Origin of the sequence: Paenibacillus oleatilyticus (assembly GCF_018998565.1) — a bacterium.
GTDB classification, from domain to species: Bacteria; Bacillota; Bacilli; order Paenibacillales; family NBRC-103111; genus Paenibacillus_G; species Paenibacillus_G oleatilyticus.
On sequence record NZ_JAHNZO010000012.1, the window covers coordinates 49,935 to 70,604 of the forward strand.

The following is a 20,670-nucleotide window of genomic DNA, read 5'->3' on the forward strand; positions in this document are numbered from 1 at the left end:
TGAACGTTGGTGAAAAAAGTCAGTATTCTGGGGTCGACCGGTTCCGTTGGAACCCAGACCTTGGATGTCATATCGCATTACCCGGAACGTTTCGAGGTGGAAGGGCTCGCCGGCGGTTATAATATCCCGCTCCTGCTGGAGCAAACCGAGCGCTTTCGTCCCCGCAAGGTATCCGTTGCGACGAAGGAAGCGGCGGAACAACTGCGCGCGGCAACAAATTCGGACGTTCAGGTTTTATACGGTGAAGAGGGGCTGCACGAAATTGCGGCAGGCACCGATGCCGAGCTCGTCGTCACCGCGATTGTCGGCAGCCAAGGACTTAAGCCGACGCTGGCCGCGATCGAAGCGGGCAAGCACATCGGTATTGCCAACAAGGAGACGTTAGTTAGCGCAGGGCATCTCGTTACGGAATTGGCGCAGCGCCGCGGCGTCGCTTTGCTTCCGGTCGACAGCGAGCATTCCGCCATATTCCAATGCTTGAACGGAGAATCACGGGACCGCGTACATAAAATTACGTTAACCGCTTCCGGAGGCTCGTTTCGCGACCGCACCCGGGAAGAGCTTGCTCACGTAACCGTTGAAGATGCGCTCAAGCATCCGAATTGGTCGATGGGCGCGAAAATCACGATCGACTCGGCAACGATGGCGAACAAAGGGCTGGAAGTGATCGAAGCCCATTGGCTGTTCGGTTTGCCGTACGACCAGATTGAGGTGCTGATTCATCCTGAAAGCATTATCCATTCGTTCGTCGAGTACGTGGACTACAGCATCATCGCCCAATTGGGGATGCCGGATATGCGGGTGCCGATTCAATACGCGCTGACTTATCCGGACCGGATGGCGACGCCTTCCGAACGTTTACGTTTATCCGATGTCGGGAAGCTGCAGTTTCGCGAGATGGATTTTGACCGGTATCCGTGTCTGCGGATGGCTTATGAAAGCGGACGGACGGGCGGCTCGATGCCCACCGTGTACAATGCGGCCAACGAAGTTGCGGTCGAACGGTTCTTGAAAGGGGAAATTTCATTCCTGGCCATTGAAGAGGTAATTGCCAAGGTCATGGACAAGCATTCCCCGGTCCCGGCCCCGGATTTATCCGCTATTCTGGAGATCGATCGATGGGCCCGGGAACAGGCGTGGAGCCTGGACTAAAATGGGCCGTTTGAAGATGCGACGCCAGGGCATCTTTCGGCGAAGCCGCTCATATGTTCATATCATGAGTCCCGGCTTGTATTCCCTTTGGGATTAATGTTAATCTTAAAGGAAGGCTTCGGACGATTTTCATGCAGCCAATAACATTTGCCCATAACTTGGATATGAACATTTGCGACTTAAGGAGGCCGTACACCCATTGGCTAACATCCAGAACGTATTTCAAATTGTTCTTTTGTTTTTTGTTCTAGTCACGATTCACGAATGGGGACATTTTTACTTTGCCAAGCGAGCGGGCATTCTTGTTCGCGAATTCGCGATCGGCTTTGGTCCCAAGCTGCTCTCCTTCAAGCGCGGAGAAACCCGGTATACGCTTAGACTTCTTCCAATCGGCGGCTTCGTACGAATGGCCGGAGAAGATCCGGAAATCGTGCAGATCAACCAGGGTCAACGGATTGCCGTGCAGTTGGAGGATAATCAGGTTACGCACATTTACTTGAACGAGTTCGAAAGCCGCCGGGATGCGATTGAAGGCGTCGTCGAGCAGATCGATCTGGAAAAAGATTTGTTCCTCCGCCTGGATGTCGACGGGGAAATCGAACGTTATTCGATTCATCCTCAGGCGATGATGGTGTCCAAGGAAAAAGAGACCCAGATTGCCCCGTGGGACCGTCAGTTCGGAAGCAAGACAGTAGGTCAGCGGGCGATGGCTATCTTTGCCGGACCGCTGATGAATTTTATTCTTGCGTTAGCGCTTTTTGTAACCTTCGTGTTCGTCGCAGGAGTGCCCAACCGGGTGAAAATTCAGGAAACCGTTTCGGCATCCGCAGCGGAGAAAGCGGGATTGCAGTCGGGGGACATTATCCTTCAGGTGGATCATGTGCAAATCGGCTCCGACCGCAGCAAGCTGACGAACCTGATTCAACAATCTCCGAATAAACCGATGGTCTGGATCATTGAGCGCAATAAGGAGCAGATCCGTAAAGAAGTGACTCCGCTCATGGACAAGGACGGCGTGATTCGCGTCGGCGTCTCGCTGCTAACCGAAACGCGGCCTGCCACGGTTCTGGAAGGATTTACCGGAGGCTGGCACAGCCTTGTTTCCGCAACGACCATTATCATGGATGGTTTTGGCAAGCTGGCGACGCTTCAGGTAAAAATGGACGATTTGGGCGGTCCGGTAAGGATTGTCGAATTTACAAGCGAGCAGGCTAGCGCAGGATTTGCCCAATACATCTCGTGGATGGCTATTATGAGTCTTTATTTGGGACTGTTCAATCTGCTGCCGATCCCGGCGCTGGACGGAAGCCGGCTGGTGTTTTTGCTGCTGGAGGCGCTCCGCGGCAAGCCTGTCGATCCGAGCCGGGAAAGCATGGTGCATTTTGTCGGCTTTGCGATGCTGATGCTGCTTATGATAGCTGTCACTTATAACGATATATTACGTTTGATTAAAGGATAACGAATTGCCGTCCGTAGGGGGAAAACAGAACGATGTCGAACCAAAAGCAAGACAAACAGTTTGTGAAAGAGATTACGCCGCAGGGCGAGGATTTCTCCCGCTGGTATATTGATGTCATTAAAAAGGCCGATCTCATGAGCTACTCGCCGGTCCGGGGATGCATCGTATTTAAACCGGACGGGTACGAGCTTTGGGAAAATATTCAGCGGGAGCTGGACCGCCGCTTTAAGGAAACGGGACACCGCAACGCTTATTTCCCGCTGTTCATTCCCGAGAGCTTTTTCCAAAAAGAAAAAGAGCACGTGGAAGGGTTCAACCCGGAGCTGCCGTGGGTAACGGAAGCAGGGGGCGAGAAGCTCGAGGAGCGGCTGGCGATTCGCCCGACGTCCGAGACGATGATCGGCCATATGTATGCGGAGTGGATTAATTCTTACCGCGACCTGCCGCTCTTGATCAACCAGTGGGCCAACGTGGTTCGTTGGGAAAAGCGGACGCTGCCGTTCTTGCGCACGAGCGAATTTTTATGGCAGGAAGGCCATACGGCTCATGAGGACGAAGCTGATGCACGCAAAGAAACGATGCAGATGCTGGAAATTTATCGTTCTTTCGCCGAAGAATTCCTCGCGATTCCGGTCATCATGGGCCAAAAGACGCCTTCCGAGAAATTCGCCGGCGCTGTCGACACCTATTCCATCGAAGCGATGATGAAGGACGGCAAAGCGGTGCAAGCGGGAACTTCCCACTATTTGGGCACGAACTTCGCCGTGGCGTTCGATATTAAATATTTGGACCGTGAGAACCAGCATCAGTTCTGCCATACGACTTCCTGGGGCGTAAGTACCCGTCTCATCGGAGCTTTGATCATGGTCCACGGCGACGACCGCGGTTTGGCTTTGCCGCCGAAGATCGCGCCGACGCAAGTCATCATGATTCCGATCGGTCCTCCGAAGACGAGAGAGCAGGTTGTCGGCCGCGTCGACGAGTTGTATGCCCAGTTGAAGCAGGCTGGCGTACGCGCGAAAGTGGACGATCGTCCGGACCAAAGTCCGGGTTGGAAATTTAACGAATACGAAATGCGCGGCGTACCGGTCCGCGTCGAGCTGGGACCGCGGGACATGGAAAACGGGCAAGTGGTCCTGGTATCCCGGATTACCGGAGAGAAGCGTGTCGTCCAGCAGGACCAATTTGTAGAAGAAGTGCAAAAATTGTTGACGGAAACGCAGCAGGAAATGTATGATCGAGCCAAGCGGTTCCGCGACGAAAGCATGACTGAAGCGGATACGGTGGACGAACTGAAATCGTTCCTCGAGCAAAAACGCGGCTTCGCATTGTCGGGCTGGTGCGGCTCCGCAGCCTGCGAAGCGCAGGTCAAAGAAGAGACCGGCGCAACGAGCCGCAACATTCCGTTCGAGCCGGGCGTATCCAAGCCGAAATGTCTCGTCTGCGGCGAAGACGCCAAGCACACGGTCGTCTTCGGCAAATCGTATTAACATCATGTTTTTTACTAACGCCATGTAATTAGGAGTTTGTGTTTGCTTTTGATTGTAAAGCATTGTTCTTACAGCCCTAGGGAAAGTGTTGTCACGGAAAGTGAAACGGCCGCCTTTGAAATCAAGTTGCTACCTTGTGAGTTTTTGTAAAATATGGAAACTTGATTTCAAGAGCGGTGGAGTGGCAGCACTTTCCCACCAGGCCAGTAGAAACAAAACTTTTCCACTTAGCTAACAAACGCCTAACCTTTTACATAAGGGGCAACGGGAAAGCAACACTCCTTTTGCCCCTTTCATCGTTTTACGGGGGGAGGAGCACCATGAGCAATGACAGTACGGCGCTGAAACGGGAGCGCTTTGAAATGCTGATGCAGCAGGCCAGTGTACCGGCGGACGTGGTTCGGTCTTTTTTTTCGGACGGATATATCGATAAAGTGGAAACGAGCCGCAAAAACAGGGAATGGACGTTTCATATCGTCAAAACTCAAGTGGTGCCGCAAGATATTTACCGTTCCTTCTGCAAAATGATCCGGGACAAGTTCTCGCATATCGCTGCCATTCGTTTCGTGCTCCAATACACGCCGGATGTGAAGCCGGAAGAAGTGGCGCACGAATACTGGAGCATGTTTCTCGAATGGGTGCAGCGGGAAGCGGCGTCGATTAACGGCTGGATGACCAAGGCCAAAATTGAAACGAACGGGAACGTGCTTACGCTTTATTTGCTGGATACGATCGGCTTGGAATTGGCTAAGAAAAAAAATATCGGCGGACTGATTCAGCGGTATTTCAGCGGATTTTTCGGCGTCGATTTTCATGTGAAGTATGCGGTCAGCGATTCCCGGGAAGAAGAGCTGGAGAGATTCTCGAAGCAGATCGAGCAGGAAGAGAAAGAAGTGACGATCAATATCTTGACGGCCGTGGAGGCGGAGAACGAAGCGGAGTCGCAGCAGGATGCGGAGCTGAAACTGATGGTCGGCTATGACATTAAAGATCAGGCCGTTCCGCTGCAGGACGTCAGGGACGAAGAGAAGAAAGTTACGGTACAAGGTACGGTTTTCGGCCTGGACACGAAAGAGCTTAAAAATGGCAGCACACTGTTCATGTTTAACGTTACCGACTTTTCCGATTCGATTATGGTCAAGGCGTTTGCCAAGACGAAGGAAGACGTTAAAATTTACAGCCTGATCACGAACGGCAAGTGGCTGAAGCTGCGCGGCCGTGTCGAGTACGATCGGTTTATGCAGATCCCCGAGCTCGTGATGATTCCATCCGACGTTAATGAAATCGTAGCCCCGCCGGACCGGAAGGACGATGCGGAAGAGAAGCGGGTGGAGTTTCACCTTCATACTGCAATGTCCACCATGGACGGTATCACACCGGTCGACCAATACATCAAAACGGCGGCCAAGTGGGGCCATAAAGCGATAGCGGTGACCGACCACAGCGGTATTCAATGCTTCCCGGAAGCATATAAAGCCGCGAAGAAAAACGGGATCAAGGTCATCTACGGTTTGGAAGCCAACGTCGTAGACGATTCCGTACAGGTCGTTATGAACCCGACGGACATCAACCTCGCCGATGCGGATTATGTTATTTTCGACATCGAGACCACAGGTTTGTCTGTCACCAGCAACAAAATTATCGAACTTGCCGGCGTCCGGATGAAGGACGGTAAAGAAATCGATCGTTTTGCCACGTTTATCGATCCGCATGAGCGGATTCCATATAACATTCAGCAACTCACCAACATTACGGACGACATGGTCAAGGGTGCGCCCGAGCTGGAGGAGATGCTGCCCAAGTTTATCGAGTTCGTAGGAGACAGCGTTCTGGTAGCGCACAATGCGCGATTCGATATCGGGTTCATTCAAGCGAACTGCAAACGGCTCGGTTTGCCCGAAGTGACTAATCCCGTGCTGGATACGCTTGAGCTTGCCCGGTTGCTGTTCCCGACGCTTAAAAATCACCGGCTGAACACGCTCTCCGATAAGTTCAAGGTCAGCTTGGACAACCATCACCGGGCGATTGACGACTCGATTGCGCTCGGACATGTGCTTTTTCACCTGTTGAAAGAAGCAGGGGACCGCGGCTATAAGCAGCTGTCCCGTTTGAACGACGAGGTCGGCAAAAACCTCAAAACGCAACGGCCGTTCCATTGCTGCATTTACGCCAAAGATATGGTCGGCAAAAAAAATCTGTTCAGTCTCGTATCCCTTTCACACACGGAGTATTTTCATCGGGTGGCCTGCATTCCGAAGAGCAAGCTGCAGGAAATGCGCGAAGGCTTGATTATCGCTTCGGGCTGCGAAAAGGGCGAGTTTTACGAAACGGTGCTGAACAAATCGGTCGAAGAAGCGGAAATGGTCGCAGAATTTTACGACGTGCTCGAAATTCAGCCGATTGGCGTAAACATGCACTTGGTGGACAAAGGCTTGGTCGGCAGCCCGGCACAGCTGGAGGATGCCAATCGCAAAATTGTCCAAATCGGCCGCAAGCTCGGCAAGCCTGTTATTGCGACGGGCAACGTACATTATCTGCATCCGCGTGAAAAAATATACCGTGACATTACCATTCACGGGATTACCGGCTTTAGCCCGCTTAAAGATATCCGCAAGCCGGACGTCCACCTTCGCACAACGAAAGAAATGCTTGCAGAGTTTGAATATTTGGGGAAAGAAACGGCTTACGAGGTCGTCGTGAAAAATACGTCGGAGCTTGCCGACCGGTTCGAGGAATTGGAGCTGTTTCCGACCAAGCTGTTTACGCCGATTCTCGAAGGGGCGGACGATGAAATCCGCAACACCTGCTACGATACGGCAAAGCAGATTTACGGTGACCCGCTGCCGGAGGTTATTGTAGCGCGTCTGGAGAAGGAGCTTGTACCGATTATCAAATACGGTTTCTCGGCCAACTATTTGATCTCCGAGCGGCTCGTAAAGAAGTCGAATGCCGACGGCTATCTCGTCGGTTCGCGGGGCTCGGTCGGTTCCTCGGTCGTAGCGACGTTCCTCGGCATTTCCGAGGTTAATCCGCTGCCGCCGCATTACATTTGCAAATCGTGCAAGCACAGCGAATGGATTCTCGACGGATCGATCCCCAGCGGCTTCGACCTGCCGGACAAAAATTGCCCGAACTGCGGAGAAAAGCTGAAAGGCGAAGGCCAGGACATTCCGTTCGAAACGTTCCTCGGCTTCAAGGGCGACAAAGTTCCCGATATCGATTTGAACTTTTCCGGCGAATACCAGCCGCACGCGCACAACTACACCAAGGTGCTGTTCGGCGAGAAAAACGTGTTCCGGGCGGGCACAATCGGTACGGTTGCGGAAAAAACGGCATTCGGTTTCGTAAAGAAGTATGAAGAAGAGCATGGCAAAAAGTGGCGCGGCGCGGAGCTGAACAGGCTGGCTGCCGGCTGCACGGGCGTAAAGCGAAGCACCGGCCAGCATCCCGGCGGGATCGTAGTCGTACCCGATTACATCGAGGTCGACGATATCACTCCAGTGCAGTATCCGGCCGACGATACGAGCGCCGAGTGGAAAACGACTCACTTCGATTACCACGCCTTCGACGCCAACCTGCTGAAGCTCGATATTCTGGGGCACGATGATCCGACGATGATGCGGATGCTGCAGGATTTGACCGGCGTCGACCCGACAACCATTCCGATGAACGATCCGAAAGTCATGAGCATGTTCAACTCTGTGGACGCGCTTGGCGTAACTCCGGAGAAAATTCGGACGCCGGTAGCGACCTACGGGGTGCCGGAGATGGGGACGAAATTCGTGCGCCAGATGCTTGAGGAAGCGAAGCCGTCCAGCTTTGCGGACTTGCTGCAAATTTCGGGTCTCTCTCACGGAACCGGCGTTTGGCTCGGCAATGCGCAGGAGCTGATCCGGAAAGGCATCTGCACGATTAAAACGGTGATCGGGTGCCGCGACGATATCATGCTGTATTTGATTTATAAAGCAGGTATGGACGCGGGGCTGGCATTTAAAATCACCGAGAGCGTGCGGAAGGGGAAGGGGCTCACCGACGAGTGGAAAGAAGATATGAAGAAGCATAACGTTCCCCAATGGTACATCGATTCGTGCGAAAAGATCGAGTACATGTTCCCGAAGGCGCATGCTTCCGCTTATGTTATTTCCGCGGTGCGCACCGCTTATTTTAAGCTTTATCATCCTATTGCTTACTATGCGACCTATTTTTCCGTCCGTGCGCAGGATTTCGAAATCGAGCTGCTGTGCCAAGGCTACGACGCGATTTTGCGCAAGCTGATCGAAATTGAGGAAAAAGGGTTCCAGGCGACGCCGAAAGAGAAGAGCATGATCTCCATTCTCGAAATGGCGCTGGAGATGACGGCCCGCGGCTTTTCGTTTAAGCCGATCGATTTGTACAAATCGGACGCGACAAAGTTTCTTATCGAAGAAGACTCGCTTATTCCGCCGTTTTCCGCCATTGCGGGGATCGGGGAGAACGCGGCGAAGAACATCGCAGCCGCCAAAAACGACGGCCCGTTCTTATCGATTGAGGACTTTCAGACCCGAAGCAAGGCATCGAAGACGATCGTCGAAATTCTTAACGGTATGGGCTGTTTCCGCGGCCTTCCGGAGACGAATCAGCTTTCGCTGTTTTAGGACTCCCGAAGAAGTCTTCTTTGCTTCCTCAGGCGCCTTTTTACGCCTTATTGCATGATCTCTGTACTTATGGTATAATCTTCTTCGGTAGCAACGTAATATCTCGTGACCAAAGAGTGGGGAAACCCACTCTTTACATTTTGTATAAGGCCCCGAAGCGAGTGAAGCGTTGGTTCGGCGCAGATGTGCGCTAAGCGGTCAGCGGGTTAAGCTGGCACGGACGTTGGATTGAACGGCCATTTTAGGGGTATAGGATTGTGAGTTTTTGCCCTTGCTTGAAGTCAGGGGTTGCTCGCAGATGAGCAGGCGAGAGGGAAATCGCGATTGGCGGCGAGTTTTTTGCCCCGATCCTTTCCTCTACCAAGCAAAATCGAAGGATCGGGGCAAAACGTGTCTGAGCATTAGCCAATCGCGATATCCCGGCAGCCCGCACTAAATGAATTCCAACGAGCCTTCCGTTCTCAACCGCCAAAGCTTCTATACTCTAACTATCGCTCGCTTTCTCACCCTACTAAGGAGGAACGCACGTTTGAGCACAAACATCAAATCCACTGTGGAAGAGCTGGTTCGCCCCTTTTTGGACGAAAACGGATTTGAGCTGGTCGACATCGAATATGTAAAAGAAGGCGGCAACTGGTTTTTGCGGGTATATGTGGATAAAGAAGGCGGCATCGATATCGATGACTGCGGCCGCATCAGCGAATACCTCAGCGCCAAGCTGGACGAGAAGGACCCCATCGAATCGGCTTACTTCCTGGAAGTGTCTTCGCCCGGGGCGGAGCGTCCGCTCAAGAAGCCTCAGGATTACCGTAAAGCAATTGGTGAGCACGTCTTCGTGACGACGTACGAACCGGTAAACGGTTTGAAGGAATTCGAAGGCACGCTTGTATCGTACGACGAACAAACGGTTGTGGTCGAAGTCGGCAAGAAAAAGCACGAAATCCCGTTTGACAAAGTGGCCGGCGCCAGGCACGCCATCAAATTCTAGGCTCGATCTGCCAATGCGTCGGGCGGCTCGTATTTTATGAGAGGGGGAACTCCATTCAAATGAACATGGATTTTATCGAAGCGCTAAACGAAATCGAGAAGGAGAAAGGCATCGCCAAAGACGTGCTGATCGACGCGATTGAGGCAGCGCTGATTTCGAGCTATAAGCGCAATTTTAATACCGCGCAAAACGTGCGCGTCGACATCAACCGTCATACGGGGCTCATTAAAGTATACGCCCGCAAAACGGTCGTCGACGACGTGCTTGATCCGCGGCTGGAAATATCGCTCTTCGCTGCAAGAGAAATGAACCAAAATTATCAGCTGAACGACATCGTCGAGCTCGAGGTTACTCCTCGCGATTTCGGCCGGATTGCGGCTCAGACGGCCAAGCAGGTCGTCACGCAGCGGATCCGCGAAGCGGAGCGCGGGCTGATCTACAATGCCTATGTCGATAAAGAGGAAGACATCGTCAACGGCATCGTGCAGCGTCAAGACACGCGCAACCTGTATATCGATTTGGGCAAGATCGAAGCGGTTATGCCGCTGAACGAGCTGATGCCCACCGATAAATTCAAGCACGGAGACCGTATTAAAGCGTATATCACCAAGGTTGAGAATACGACCAAGGGACCGCAGATTATTTTGTCCCGTACGCACCCCGGGCTGTTGAAACGGTTGTTCGAGCTGGAAGTTCCGGAAATTTTCCAAGGGGTCGTCGAAATTCGTTCCGTCGCCCGCGAAGCCGGCTTCCGTTCCAAAATTGCCGTATACTCCCGCAATCCGGAAGTCGATCCCGTCGGTTCTTGCGTAGGGCCGAAGGGTATGCGCGTGCAAACGATCGTCGGCGAGCTAAAAGGCGAGAAAATCGACATCGTCCGTTGGATGGAAAGTGTGGAGGAGTATGTCGCCAACGCGCTCAGCCCGTCCAAGGTGCTGGAGGTGCAAGTGTTCGAAGCCGAGAAAATGGCCCGGGTTATCGTGCCGGACTATCAGCTGTCGCTTGCCATCGGCATTAAAGGGCAGAATGCACGGCTGGCCGCCAAACTGACCGGTTGGAAGATCGACATTAAGAGCGAGACGCAAGCCGAGCAGGAATACGGCCGACCGAAGACATATGCTGAAGAAATGCACCAGGATTCCGTCAGTATCGATTAATTCGCAGACATCGGTCTGACGGCCATGCGGGAGGGGGATGATCCGATGAAACAAAGAAAAATACCTCTGCGTAAATGCGTAGCCTGCCAGCAGATGATGCCTAAGAAAGAACTAATCCGCGTGGTGAAAACGCCGAATGATGAACTACTCATCGATTTGACGGGAAAAAAAGCCGGACGCGGCGCCTATTTGTGCGGTAAACTATCCTGCTTCAAGCTGGCCAAGAAATCGCGTGCGCTGGATCGCGCACTGAAATCGTCGGTCAGTCCGGATATTTACGATGCTCTCGAGCAGGATTTTATTAAAGTGGAAGACGAATTTATTGCCGGAAAAGACGCGGTGGATGATGAACAAGAATAGTGACAAATTTTTCTCGAATCTGGGGCTCGCCATGCGGGCGGGAAAACTGGTTACCGGTGAAGACATGGTGATCGAATCGGTCCGAAACGGCGAAACGAAGCTTGTGATCATGGCCGAGGACGCTTCCGCAGGCACCTTCAAGAAAGTGAACGATAAGTGCATTTATTATCAAGTTCCTATCCATCAGTACGGCCGTCGGGATCAGCTTGGAGCCAGTATCGGTAAAGAAGCGCGAGTCGTCATTGGGGTAAACGATGCGGGATTTGCGCGGATGTTGTTGAAGCAGTTAGATCGTACGGAGGTGGACGGTATTGACCAAACAAGACAATAATAAAGACAAACTTAGAGTGTACGAATATGCCAAATCTTTAAATATGAGCAGTAAAGAGATCATCACAATTTTAAAAAGACTGGATATTCCGGTCAACAATCATATGAGCGTAATGGAGAATGATGCGGTGTCGAGTGTAGAGAAATTTTTCAGAGACGTTAAAGCCAATGCAGCAGCAAAACGGAACGAGGGCGGAGCCAAAACAGGGGATAAGCCGTCCAATCGTCCGGAATCCAAACAACAAACCGTAGCGGCGCAGCCGAGACCGGAACAGCGCCCGCAAACGGCGCAAGTACAATCGGCTGAACCTAAACAAAACAATGGTCAGGGACAAAACAGACCGCAAGGTCAAGGTGGCGAAGGCCGTCAAGACCAAGGCCAGTCCCGCCAAGGCGATCGCCAAGGAAACGACCGTAATCGCGGCGGCCAAGGAGGCCAAGGCGGCAACCGTGGAGGTCAAGGCGGCTATCGCGGCGGTCAAGGCCAAGGTCAAGGAGGCCAAGGCGGCGGCAATCGTGGAGGCCAGGGCCAAGGTGGTCAAGGCGGCGGCTATCGCGGCGGTCAAGGCCAAGGTCAAGGAGGCCAAGGCGGCGGCTATCGCGGCGGTCAAGGCCAGGGACAAGGAGGCCAAGGCGGCGGCTATCGCGGCGGTCAAGGCCAGGGACAAGGAGGCCAAGGCGGCGGCTATCGCGGTGGTCAAGGCCAGGGACAAGGAGGCCAAGGCGGTGGCAATCGCGGAGGTCAAGGCGGCGGCCAGCAGGGCCAACGGCCGGATCAACGCAGAAGCGGCGGCTTCGAGCAGCGCAATAACGACCGCGGCGGCAACCGTCAGGCGTCCATTCCTCCGAAACCGACGACAGCGACCATTGGTCTGGATGTAGACGATTCGGCAGCGAACAGAGGTGCGAAGAAATCGAAGCCGAATAATAATAATAAACGATTTGAAGATAACCGGGGCGGCGGCGGAAGAGGCCAAAACCGCGGTAAAGCTCAAGGCCGGGGTGGCAGAAATCAGGAGCCGCCGAAACCGAAGATCGACAATACACCGAAGAAAATTATCGTTCGGGGAACGATGACCGTAGGCGAGACGGCCAAAGCGCTGCATAAGGACGCTTCCGAAGTGATCAAGAAGCTTCTGTTCCTCGGCGTGATGGCAACCATCAACCAGGAGCTTGATTTGGATGCGATCCAATTGCTTGCGTCCGAATACGGCGTGGAAGTCGAATTGAAAATTCCGGTTGAGGAAGACAAATTCGAACAATTCGAAGAGCAGGACGAAGAAGCGGATCTGATGGAGCGTCCTCCGGTAGTGACCATCATGGGCCACGTCGACCACGGTAAAACGACCCTGCTCGATGCGATCCGCAAGACAAGCGTAACCGAAGGCGAAGCGGGCGGTATCACGCAGCATATCGGCGCTTACCAGGTGGAAACTCACAACAAAAAGATTACGTTCCTCGATACGCCGGGCCACGAAGCGTTTACGTCTATGCGTGCCCGCGGCGCACAGGTGACGGATATCACCATTATCGTGGTTGCAGCCGATGACGGCGTCATGCCGCAAACGGTAGAGGCGATCAGTCACGCTAAAGCGGCTAAAGTGCCGATTATCGTTGCGGTGAACAAAATCGATAAGCCGGATGCGAACCCGGACCGGGTCAAGCAAGAGTTGACCGAATATGAACTTGTTCCCGAAGAATGGGGCGGCGATACGATTTTCTGCAACATTTCTGCGAAGCAAGGGATCGGGCTGGAAAATCTGCTCGATATGATTTTGCTTGTCGCCGAAGTGCAGGAGCTTAAAGCCAATCCGAACAAGCGTGCCAGAGGTACGGTCATCGAGGCCGAGCTGGACAAAGGCAAAGGGCCGGTGGCGCGTGTCTTGATCCAACACGGTACGCTTAAAGTGGGCGACAGCTTCGTCGCGGGCGTCTGCTTCGGACGTGTGCGGGCCATGATGAACGACAAAGGACGCAAGCTGAAAGAAGCCGGGCCTTCGACTCCTGTTGAAATTACCGGTTTGACCGAAGTGCCTCAAGCCGGCGATCCATTCCTGGTCTTCGAAGACGAGCGCAAAGCGAGAGATATCGCCGAGAAGCGTGCCATCACGCTGCGTCAATCCGAGATGGGAGCAAACGCCCGCGTAACGCTGGACGATCTGTACAAACAGATTAAAGAAGGCGAAGTTAAGGACCTTAACGTCATCATTAAAGCGGACGTACAAGGTTCTGCCGAGGCGCTCAAAGGCTCCTTGGAGAAAATCGACGTCGAAGGCGCACGCGTTAAAATTTTGCATAGCGGCGTAGGGGCTATCACCGAGTCCGACGTTATTCTGGCATCGGCTTCCAATGCGATCGTCATCGGCTTTAACGTCCGTCCGGAGCCGCAAGCGAAAAACACGGCCGAGCAGGAAAAAGTCGATATCCGTCTGCACAGCATCATTTACAAAGTCATGGAAGAAATCGAGCAGGCCATGAAGGGGCTTCTCGATCCGGAATATAAAGAAGTCGTTATCGGGCATGCCGAAGTCCGCAACATCTTCAAAGTGTCCAAGGTCGGCACGATTGCGGGCTGCATGGTGACGGACGGCAAAATTGTCCGTTCCGCCGAAGTACGGATCGTCCGCAGCGGAATCGTCGTATTCGAAGGCAAGATCGACTCGCTGAAACGATTCAAGGATGATGCGAAAGAAGTGGCGCAAGGCTACGAATGCGGTATATCTTTGGAGCGTTTTAATGATCTTAAAGAGGGAGACACGATTGAAGCCTTCGTTATGGAAACTGTAGAGAGGTGATCCGCTATGGCAAAAATTCGCGTGGGCAGAGTCGGGGAGCAAATCAAGAAGGAACTAAGCCAGATCATTCAATCTGAGCTGAAAGACCCGCGCATCGGTTTCATTACCGTGACCGGCGTCGATGTGACGAATGATTTTTCCCAGGCCAAAGTATACTTGAGCGTGCTTGGCAGCGACGAACAGAAGGAAGAAACGCTGAAGGCACTCGCCCGCGGCACCGGCTTTATCCGTTCCGAGCTTGGCAAACGAATTCGGATGCGCAAAATTCCGGAACTGCTGTTTAAGTTTGACGCCTCGATCGATTACGGCAGCAAGATCGAAACGCTCATTCACCAAATTAACGACGGGAATGCAGAAGCATGACCACAGCGGAATATGCCGTTCAGCTTCAAGCGGCGGCCGGTTTTATCCGCGAGCAGGATGATTTTCTGGTCGTAGCCCACGTGCAGCCCGACGGCGATGCTGCCGGGTCCACGTTTGCGGTCGCCTGGATGCTGCAGTCGTTAAACAAACGGTTCACATTGATCAACGAAGGCCGGATCCCGGATAAGTTCATGTACATGGCCGGGACTCACGCGGTCATCGAATACGAGAAAGCTCCGCCCGAGCGCAAGTTCGCGGCGGTGATCTCGGTCGATTGCGCGGATTTCGGACGAATCGGCTTGGTGAGCGAATGCTTCGAGCCGGAACGGAAGCTGTTGAACATTGATCATCATGCCACCAATGACGGCTTCGGAACCGTCAATCTGGTGCGTTCCGATGCCGCGGCTACCGTGGAAGTGTTGTACGATCTGGCGCTGGAGCTGAACCTGGAGTTCACGCCGGAGCTGAACGATTGTATTTACACCGGTTTGCTGACCGATACGGGAGGCTTCCGTTATTCCAATACGACGCCTAAAGTGATGCAGATAGCGGCAGATATGCTGGCGCGTGGCGTGAAGGGGCATGAGCTTGCCGAAAGGCTGCTCGAAACGATGACGCTCGGTCAGGTGTCCTTGCTGAAGCGAAGCCTCAATACGTTGTCCTTTGCACATAGCAATAAGGTGGCTTGGCTGTCCGTCACTTTGGACGATTTGTCCGCTACCGATGCATCCAGCGAAGATATGGACGGACTCGTCAACTATGCCCGCAATGTCGAAGGGGTAGAAGTCGGCATGCTGTTTAAGGAAAAAGAGCCCGGAATCGTTAAAGTCAGCCTACGCTCCGGAGGCGTGGCCGATGTCGCGGCGCTTGCCCAAAAATTCGGCGGCGGCGGACATGTCAAAGCGGCCGGCTGTACGATTCGCGGTTCGATGTCCGAAGCGGTTGAGCGAGTCGTTCGGGAAGTAGGGATGGCGCTCGCATGACAACGGAATTGGAAGGGATTTTGCCCGTGTGGAAGCCGAAAGGCTTTACTTCCCACGATGTGGTGGCTAAAGTGCGCCGCATCGTTAGAATCAAGCGGATTGGCCATACGGGAACGCTTGATCCGCAAGTGACAGGCGTCCTGCCGCTCTGCATAGGCAGGGCGACCCGGCTTGTCGAGTACATTCAAGAGCTGCCGAAAGCGTACGAAGCGACTCTGCTTCTGGGACTTGCTACCGATACGGAAGACTTGTCGGGGGAAGTGCTGGAGCGGGTGGAGGGTCTTGGAGAACGGTTGACGCCGGAGCAAGTGACGGCGGCGGTCTTAAGCTTTATCGGCGACATCGAACAGGTGCCGCCGATGTATTCTGCGGTCAAGGTAGACGGCAAACGATTGTACGAGCTGGCGCGGCAGGGCGTTCAAGTGGAGCGGAAATCCCGGACGGTCACCATTTACGGCATCGAAGTGCTGGAGACGGACTGGTCGGGAGATTACCCGAAGGTCAAGTTTCGCGTCGACTGCTCCAAGGGAACATATATTCGCACGCTATGTGCGGATATCGGACAAGCTCTCGGCGTTCCGGCCGTGATGGCGGAGCTGGTGCGAACCTCAACCGGACATATCGGGCCGGAACGGTGCTTAACGCTTGAACAGATCGAAGCACTCCACAAAAACGGTGAGCTTGCCGGGTGGTTGATTCCGATGGAGCAGGCGGTTGCCCATTTGCCGTCCGTCCGGCTTTCTTCCGTTCAAGCACAGAAGGCGCTGCAGGGTCAGAAGATTCGCGTCAGCGAAGGGCAGAAGGCCGCATTAAACGACTTTTCGTCCACGGACGAGCGGGCGGTCGCCTGCTTCACGGAAGAAACGGGTGCGTTAATCGGGCTTTTTGAATGGGATTCGGAACCGGGATTGCTGCTGCCGGTCAAAATATTTTCTTGAGCTTGAGCGGTCAAACGCACCAAAGAAATGTAGGTGAAAGACATCCATGGAAACGGTACAGCTATCGTATCCGCTGCCGCAGGACGGCCGTCCGGACGATTCCGCCAAGGTGCTGGCGATCGGAGATTTCGACGGCGTTCACCTCGGTCACCGGGAAGTGATTCAGAGGGCGGTCGAACGCGGGGCCGAGCTTCAACTGCCGGCTGCCATCATGACGTTTCATCCGCATCCCAGACAAGTGCTCGGGATGGACAAATACACCAAGCTGCTAACACCGCTCGCGGCCAAGCAGGAATTGCTGCAGCAGCTTCAGGTCGACACGACCTATGTCGTGGATTTCAGCGAATCGTTTATGCGCGTAACGCCCGAACAGTTCGTCGAACACATGCTTGTGCCGATGAAGGTCAGTACGGTTTTCGTCGGATTTGACTTTACCTTCGGCTATAAGGGCGCAGGGACGCCGGATACGCTGTGCGATTTGGCCAAGGGGAGATTTGCGGTCGAGGTGGTTCGTCCGTTTCACAGGAACGGCGAGAAAGTCAGCAGCACATTGATTCGCGAATGCTTGCTGCGCGGCGATATTGCCGAAGCCAATGCGTTGCTTGCCCGGCCTTACCGGCTGGAAGGGACGGTCGTGCACGGAGACGGGCGGGGCCGTACCATCGGTTTCCCGACCGCGAATCTTGAGGTGAGCCAGCCATACGTCATTCCGGCTAATGGCGTCTATGCCGTACAGGTCACTGTCGGGGGCCGCAAAGTAGGCGGGGTTATGAATGTCGGGGTGAAGCCTACCTTCGTCACCGGCCTGACGCAGCCCGCGCTGGAGGCGCATTTGTTCGATTTTCACGAAACGATCTACGGAGAGAACGTGCAGGTGGAGCTGCTCGCATTTATTCGCGAAGAACGGAGATTCGCTTCGGTTCAAGAGCTGATCTCCCAGATCGGTCAAGATGCGGATCAAGCACGTTCGATTCTTGCGGCTCGGAAAACGATTCAAAACTCGTAATTTTATTTTACTTTTATAAACCAACTATGGTATACTATGAAACGTTGTCGATTCAACATGCTATCGCATGAGGAATTCAGGACATCAAATGAACCTTGGCATGGAGAATCGAGTTCTCCACCGGTCTCTGGGCCACAGGGGATATACTTATTATTTTCGGAGGTGACTCAATCATGGCATTGACACAAGAACGCAAACAGGAACTGATCCAAACGCACAAGACGCATGAGAGCGACACTGGATCTCCAGAAGTGCAAGTTGCAATTCTTACGGAAAACATCGTGAACCTGACCAGCCACTTGAAGACGCACAAGAAAGATCATCATTCTCGTCGCGGTCTGCTCAAAATGGTCGGCCAACGCCGTAAGCTTCTGACGTACTTGAAAAACAAAGACGTCAAACGCTACAGCGCTTTGATCGAAAAACTCGGTCTGCGCCGTTAATCCAGCCTTACAACTAAAGCAACCACGTTTGTCCTTTGTGCACGCCGGAGCGTCTGGCGTACGGATGCACGGGCTGCGGGGTTGCTTTTTTAAAATATCGGGACAGCACTATTTTCATAAAAAGCAGGAAATACTGACTAATATGCAGAATGGTTAAGGAAGACCGGCGTTTTGGCGATCCGGAGGCAAGCTTGCCCTGATCGGTCACTAGGCAATGGCGGTAGTGCGGGGACCCCGGCTTCGATCAAGTGACCCTACATAACGAATTCCGGGTGTAAAATTTCAAAAGCTTTAAACGAAAATTGAGGAGGTTGAATATGGAGAAACAAGTGCAGATGGATCTCGGCGGACGTCCGTTGATTCTGGAAACCGGACGTCTGGCGAAGCAGGCGAACGGCGCTGTCGTTGCGCGCTACGGCGAAACCGTCGTGCTTTGTACGGTAACGGCTTCCGCCGAGCCGAAAGATTTGGATTTTTTCCCTCTAACCGTCAACTATGAGGAGCGTCTTTATTCGGTAGGTAAAATCCCCGGAGGCTTTATTAAAAGGGAAGGACGCCCCAGCGAGAAAGCGATTTTGTCCAGCCGCTTGACAGACCGTCCGATTCGTCCGTTGTTTCCGGAAGGATTCCGCAATGACGTGCAGATCGTTGCGATCGTCATGAGCGTGGATCAGGAATGCGCGCCGGAAATTGCGGCTATGATCGGAACTTCCGCAGCGCTCAGCATTTCTGATGTGCCGTTTAACGGTCCGGTGGGCGGGGTTATTGTCGGACGGGTGGACGGACAGTTCGTCATTAATCCGACCCTTGAGCAGTCGGAAAAAAGCGATATCCACCTCGTCGTGGCAGGTACGAAAGATGCTATCATGATGGTTGAAGCCGGTGCGGAAGAAGTGCCGGAGGAAGTGATGCTGGAAGCGATCATGTTCGGTCATGACGAAATCCGCAAAATCGTTGCCATTCAGGAACAATTCGTACAGGAAGTCGGCAAGCCGAAAATGGAAGTCAAGCTTCACAGCGTCGATAGTGACGTAAACCAAGCGGTTCGTGAGTTCGCTCAAGCCCGTCTGGTGGAAGCGGTCAAAATTCCGGAGAAGCATGCAAGACAAGATGCGATCGACGCGATTAACAATGAAGCGAAGGAGCATTTTGCCGCGGTTTACGCCGAAACGCCGGAAAAAATGGCCGACGTCAAAGAAACGCTGTACGATATTGTGAAAGAAGAAGTGCGCCGCTTGATTACGCACGACAAAGTTCGTCCGGACGGACGCGGGCTCGATGAAATCAGACCGATCGAATGCGATATCAACCTGCTGCCGCGTACGCACGGCTCCGGTTTGTTTACCCGCGGCCAAACGCAGGCACTCAGCGTATGTACGCTCGGAGCACTTGGCGACGTGCAAATTCTCGACGGTCTCGACCTGGAAGAATCGAAGCGGTTTATGCATCATTACAATTTCCCGCCGTTCAGCGTAGGCGAAGCTCGTCCGCTGCGTGCGCCGGGTCGGCGCGAAATCGGACACGGGGCGCTCGGAGAACGTGCGCTGGAGCCAGTTATTCCTTCTGAAGTCGACTTCCCGTATACGATCCGCCTGGTTTCCGAGGTGCTGGAATCGAACGGTTCGACTTCGCAGGCAAGCATTTGCGCGAGTACACTGGCGATGATGGATGCGGGCGTTCCGATCAAAGCTCCGGTAGCAGGTGTAGCCATGGGTCTAATCAAAGACGGAGAGCATTACTCGATCTTGACGGACATCCAGGGGATGGAGGACCACCTCGGCGATATGGACTTTAAAGTGGCAGGTACCGCCAAAGGGGTTACTGCGCTGCAGATGGATATCAAAATCGACGGCATCGACCGGGCCATTTTGACGGATGCGTTGGAGCAGGCGAAAAAAGGCCGCATGCATATTTTGAACAAAATGCTGGATCGCATTTCGCAGCCGAAATCGGACCTGTCGCCTTATGCGCCGAAAATCGTCACGATGCAGATCAACCCGGACAAAATCCGCGATGTCATCGGAGCAGGCGGCAAAATCATCAACAAGATCATCGAAGAAACCGGCGTAAAAATCGACATCGAGCAGGATGGCCGCGTCTTCATCGCTTCGTCCAACAGTGAGATGAACGAAAAGGCGCGTCAAATCATCGAAGGCATCGTCCGCGAAGTCATCGTCGGGGAAACGTATCTCGGTACTGTGAGGCGGATCGAAAAGTTCGGCGCCTTCGTCGAAATTTTACCGGGCAAAGAAGGCTTGGTGCACATTTCCCAGCTGTCGACCGAGCGGGTAGGCAAGGTAGAAGATGTCGTCAAGATCGGCGATACGATTACGGTGAAAGTAACGGAAATTGACAACCAAGGCCGTGTCAATTTGTCGCGTAAAGCGGTATTGACGGCGCAAGTGCCAGCCCAAACCTAATTTAACGCTTGAGATTTCAAGCGAGCATGCAGAAAGAGCCAGAGCAGTCTGTCTCTTTTTTGTTTGCCCGAAAATCCGGATTTCAGCCGCGGCACTCTCTAGATGTTGGTCTAAACCTGTCCTGCCGGGCATAAGATGGGGACAAACAGGTG

Annotated in this window: 15 protein-coding genes; all 15 read left to right on the forward strand. The window is 53.5% G+C overall.

Features of this window, described 5'->3' with window-relative positions; all coding sequences use genetic code 11:
• Window positions 1-9: 9 nt before the first annotated feature.
• The 15 genes from KQX66_RS16935 to pnp all read left to right on the forward strand — a co-directional run bounded on the left by KQX66_RS16935 (window position 10) and on the right by pnp (window position 20,518).
• Complete coding sequence (locus KQX66_RS16935; protein WP_216793995.1) at window positions 10-1,152, forward strand: 1-deoxy-D-xylulose-5-phosphate reductoisomerase; 1,143 nt, start codon at window positions 10-12, stop codon at window positions 1,150-1,152.
• Window positions 1,153-1,351: 199 nt separating this feature from the next.
• Window positions 1,352-2,611 (forward strand): RIP metalloprotease RseP, encoded by a 1,260-nt coding sequence (rseP, locus tag KQX66_RS16940; protein ID WP_216793996.1) that lies wholly within the window; start codon window positions 1,352-1,354, stop codon window positions 2,609-2,611.
• A 32-nt stretch (window positions 2,612-2,643) separates the two neighbouring features.
• On the forward strand, window positions 2,644-4,101 hold the full coding sequence (gene proS / locus KQX66_RS16945; RefSeq protein WP_216793997.1) for a proline--tRNA ligase: 1,458 nt from the start codon (window positions 2,644-2,646) through the stop codon (window positions 4,099-4,101).
• 320 nt (window positions 4,102-4,421) lie between these two features.
• Window positions 4,422-8,735, forward strand: a complete 4,314-nt coding sequence (locus KQX66_RS16950) for a PolC-type DNA polymerase III (protein WP_216793998.1) — start codon at window positions 4,422-4,424, stop codon at window positions 8,733-8,735.
• Between the two features lie 529 nt (window positions 8,736-9,264).
• A complete protein-coding gene (gene rimP, locus KQX66_RS16955; RefSeq protein WP_216793999.1) occupies window positions 9,265-9,723 on the forward strand; it encodes a ribosome maturation factor RimP in 459 nt (152 codons plus the stop codon).
• A gap of 59 nt (window positions 9,724-9,782) precedes the next feature.
• Window positions 9,783-10,880 carry a transcription termination factor NusA gene (gene nusA / locus KQX66_RS16960; protein ID WP_063186411.1) on the forward strand — a complete coding sequence of 366 codons (1,098 nt, stop codon included), beginning with the start codon at window positions 9,783-9,785 and terminating at the stop codon, window positions 10,878-10,880.
• 45 nt (window positions 10,881-10,925) lie between these two features.
• Window positions 10,926-11,240, forward strand: a complete 315-nt coding sequence (rnpM, locus tag KQX66_RS16965) for an RNase P modulator RnpM (protein WP_010491249.1) — start codon at window positions 10,926-10,928, stop codon at window positions 11,238-11,240.
• Window positions 11,227-11,571, forward strand: coding sequence for a YlxQ family RNA-binding protein (locus tag KQX66_RS16970; RefSeq protein WP_216794000.1), 345 nt, complete (start codon window positions 11,227-11,229; stop codon window positions 11,569-11,571). The genes rnpM and KQX66_RS16970 overlap by 14 nt, the downstream gene beginning before the upstream one ends.
• A complete protein-coding gene (infB, locus tag KQX66_RS16975; protein WP_216794001.1) occupies window positions 11,552-14,365 on the forward strand; it encodes a translation initiation factor IF-2 in 2,814 nt (937 codons plus the stop codon). The genes KQX66_RS16970 and infB overlap by 20 nt, the downstream gene beginning before the upstream one ends.
• A 6-nt stretch (window positions 14,366-14,371) precedes the next feature.
• Window positions 14,372-14,728 (forward strand): 30S ribosome-binding factor RbfA, encoded by a 357-nt coding sequence (rbfA, locus tag KQX66_RS16980; protein WP_036676353.1) that lies wholly within the window; start codon window positions 14,372-14,374, stop codon window positions 14,726-14,728.
• On the forward strand, window positions 14,725-15,711 hold the full coding sequence (locus KQX66_RS16985) for a DHH family phosphoesterase (protein ID WP_216794002.1): 987 nt from the start codon (window positions 14,725-14,727) through the stop codon (window positions 15,709-15,711). The genes rbfA and KQX66_RS16985 overlap by 4 nt, the downstream gene beginning before the upstream one ends.
• The gene (truB, locus tag KQX66_RS16990) at window positions 15,708-16,649 is read left to right on the forward strand and encodes a tRNA pseudouridine(55) synthase TruB (protein ID WP_216794003.1); all 942 of its coding nucleotides are present in this window, start codon (window positions 15,708-15,710) and stop codon (window positions 16,647-16,649) included. Before KQX66_RS16985 ends, truB begins: the two co-directional genes overlap by 4 nt.
• A gap of 46 nt (window positions 16,650-16,695) precedes the next feature.
• Window positions 16,696-17,655: a bifunctional riboflavin kinase/FAD synthetase gene (locus tag KQX66_RS16995; RefSeq protein WP_216794004.1), complete on the forward strand. Its 960-nt coding sequence runs from the start codon at window positions 16,696-16,698 to the stop codon at window positions 17,653-17,655.
• A gap of 173 nt (window positions 17,656-17,828) precedes the next feature.
• The gene (gene rpsO, locus KQX66_RS17000; RefSeq protein WP_010491237.1) at window positions 17,829-18,098 is read left to right on the forward strand and encodes a 30S ribosomal protein S15; all 270 of its coding nucleotides are present in this window, start codon (window positions 17,829-17,831) and stop codon (window positions 18,096-18,098) included.
• Between the two features lie 317 nt (window positions 18,099-18,415).
• The gene (gene pnp, locus KQX66_RS17005; protein ID WP_216794005.1) at window positions 18,416-20,518 is read left to right on the forward strand and encodes a polyribonucleotide nucleotidyltransferase; all 2,103 of its coding nucleotides are present in this window, start codon (window positions 18,416-18,418) and stop codon (window positions 20,516-20,518) included.
• Window positions 20,519-20,670 lie beyond the last annotated feature (152 nt).

What these genes read in the sequence shown, in the direction of transcription:
- rbfA (WP_036676353.1), top strand. Translation starts at nt 14,372, where the DNA reads ATGGCAAAAATTCGCGTGGGCAGAGTCGGGGAGCAAATCAAGAAGGAA.
- rpsO (WP_010491237.1), top strand. Translation starts at nt 17,829, where the DNA reads ATGGCATTGACACAAGAACGCAAACAGGAACTGATCCAAACGCACAAG.
- KQX66_RS16970 (WP_216794000.1), top strand. Translation starts at nt 11,227, where the DNA reads ATGAACAAGAATAGTGACAAATTTTTCTCGAATCTGGGGCTCGCCATG.
- pnp (WP_216794005.1), top strand. Translation starts at nt 18,416, where the DNA reads ATGGAGAAACAAGTGCAGATGGATCTCGGCGGACGTCCGTTGATTCTG.
- truB (WP_216794003.1), top strand. Translation starts at nt 15,708, where the DNA reads ATGACAACGGAATTGGAAGGGATTTTGCCCGTGTGGAAGCCGAAAGGC.
- KQX66_RS16985 (WP_216794002.1), top strand. Translation starts at nt 14,725, where the DNA reads ATGACCACAGCGGAATATGCCGTTCAGCTTCAAGCGGCGGCCGGTTTT.
- KQX66_RS16950 (WP_216793998.1), top strand. Translation starts at nt 4,422, where the DNA reads ATGAGCAATGACAGTACGGCGCTGAAACGGGAGCGCTTTGAAATGCTG.
- nusA (WP_063186411.1), top strand. Translation starts at nt 9,783, where the DNA reads ATGAACATGGATTTTATCGAAGCGCTAAACGAAATCGAGAAGGAGAAA.
- KQX66_RS16995 (WP_216794004.1), top strand. Translation starts at nt 16,696, where the DNA reads ATGGAAACGGTACAGCTATCGTATCCGCTGCCGCAGGACGGCCGTCCG.
- rnpM (WP_010491249.1), top strand. Translation starts at nt 10,926, where the DNA reads ATGAAACAAAGAAAAATACCTCTGCGTAAATGCGTAGCCTGCCAGCAG.
- proS (WP_216793997.1), top strand. Translation starts at nt 2,644, where the DNA reads ATGTCGAACCAAAAGCAAGACAAACAGTTTGTGAAAGAGATTACGCCG.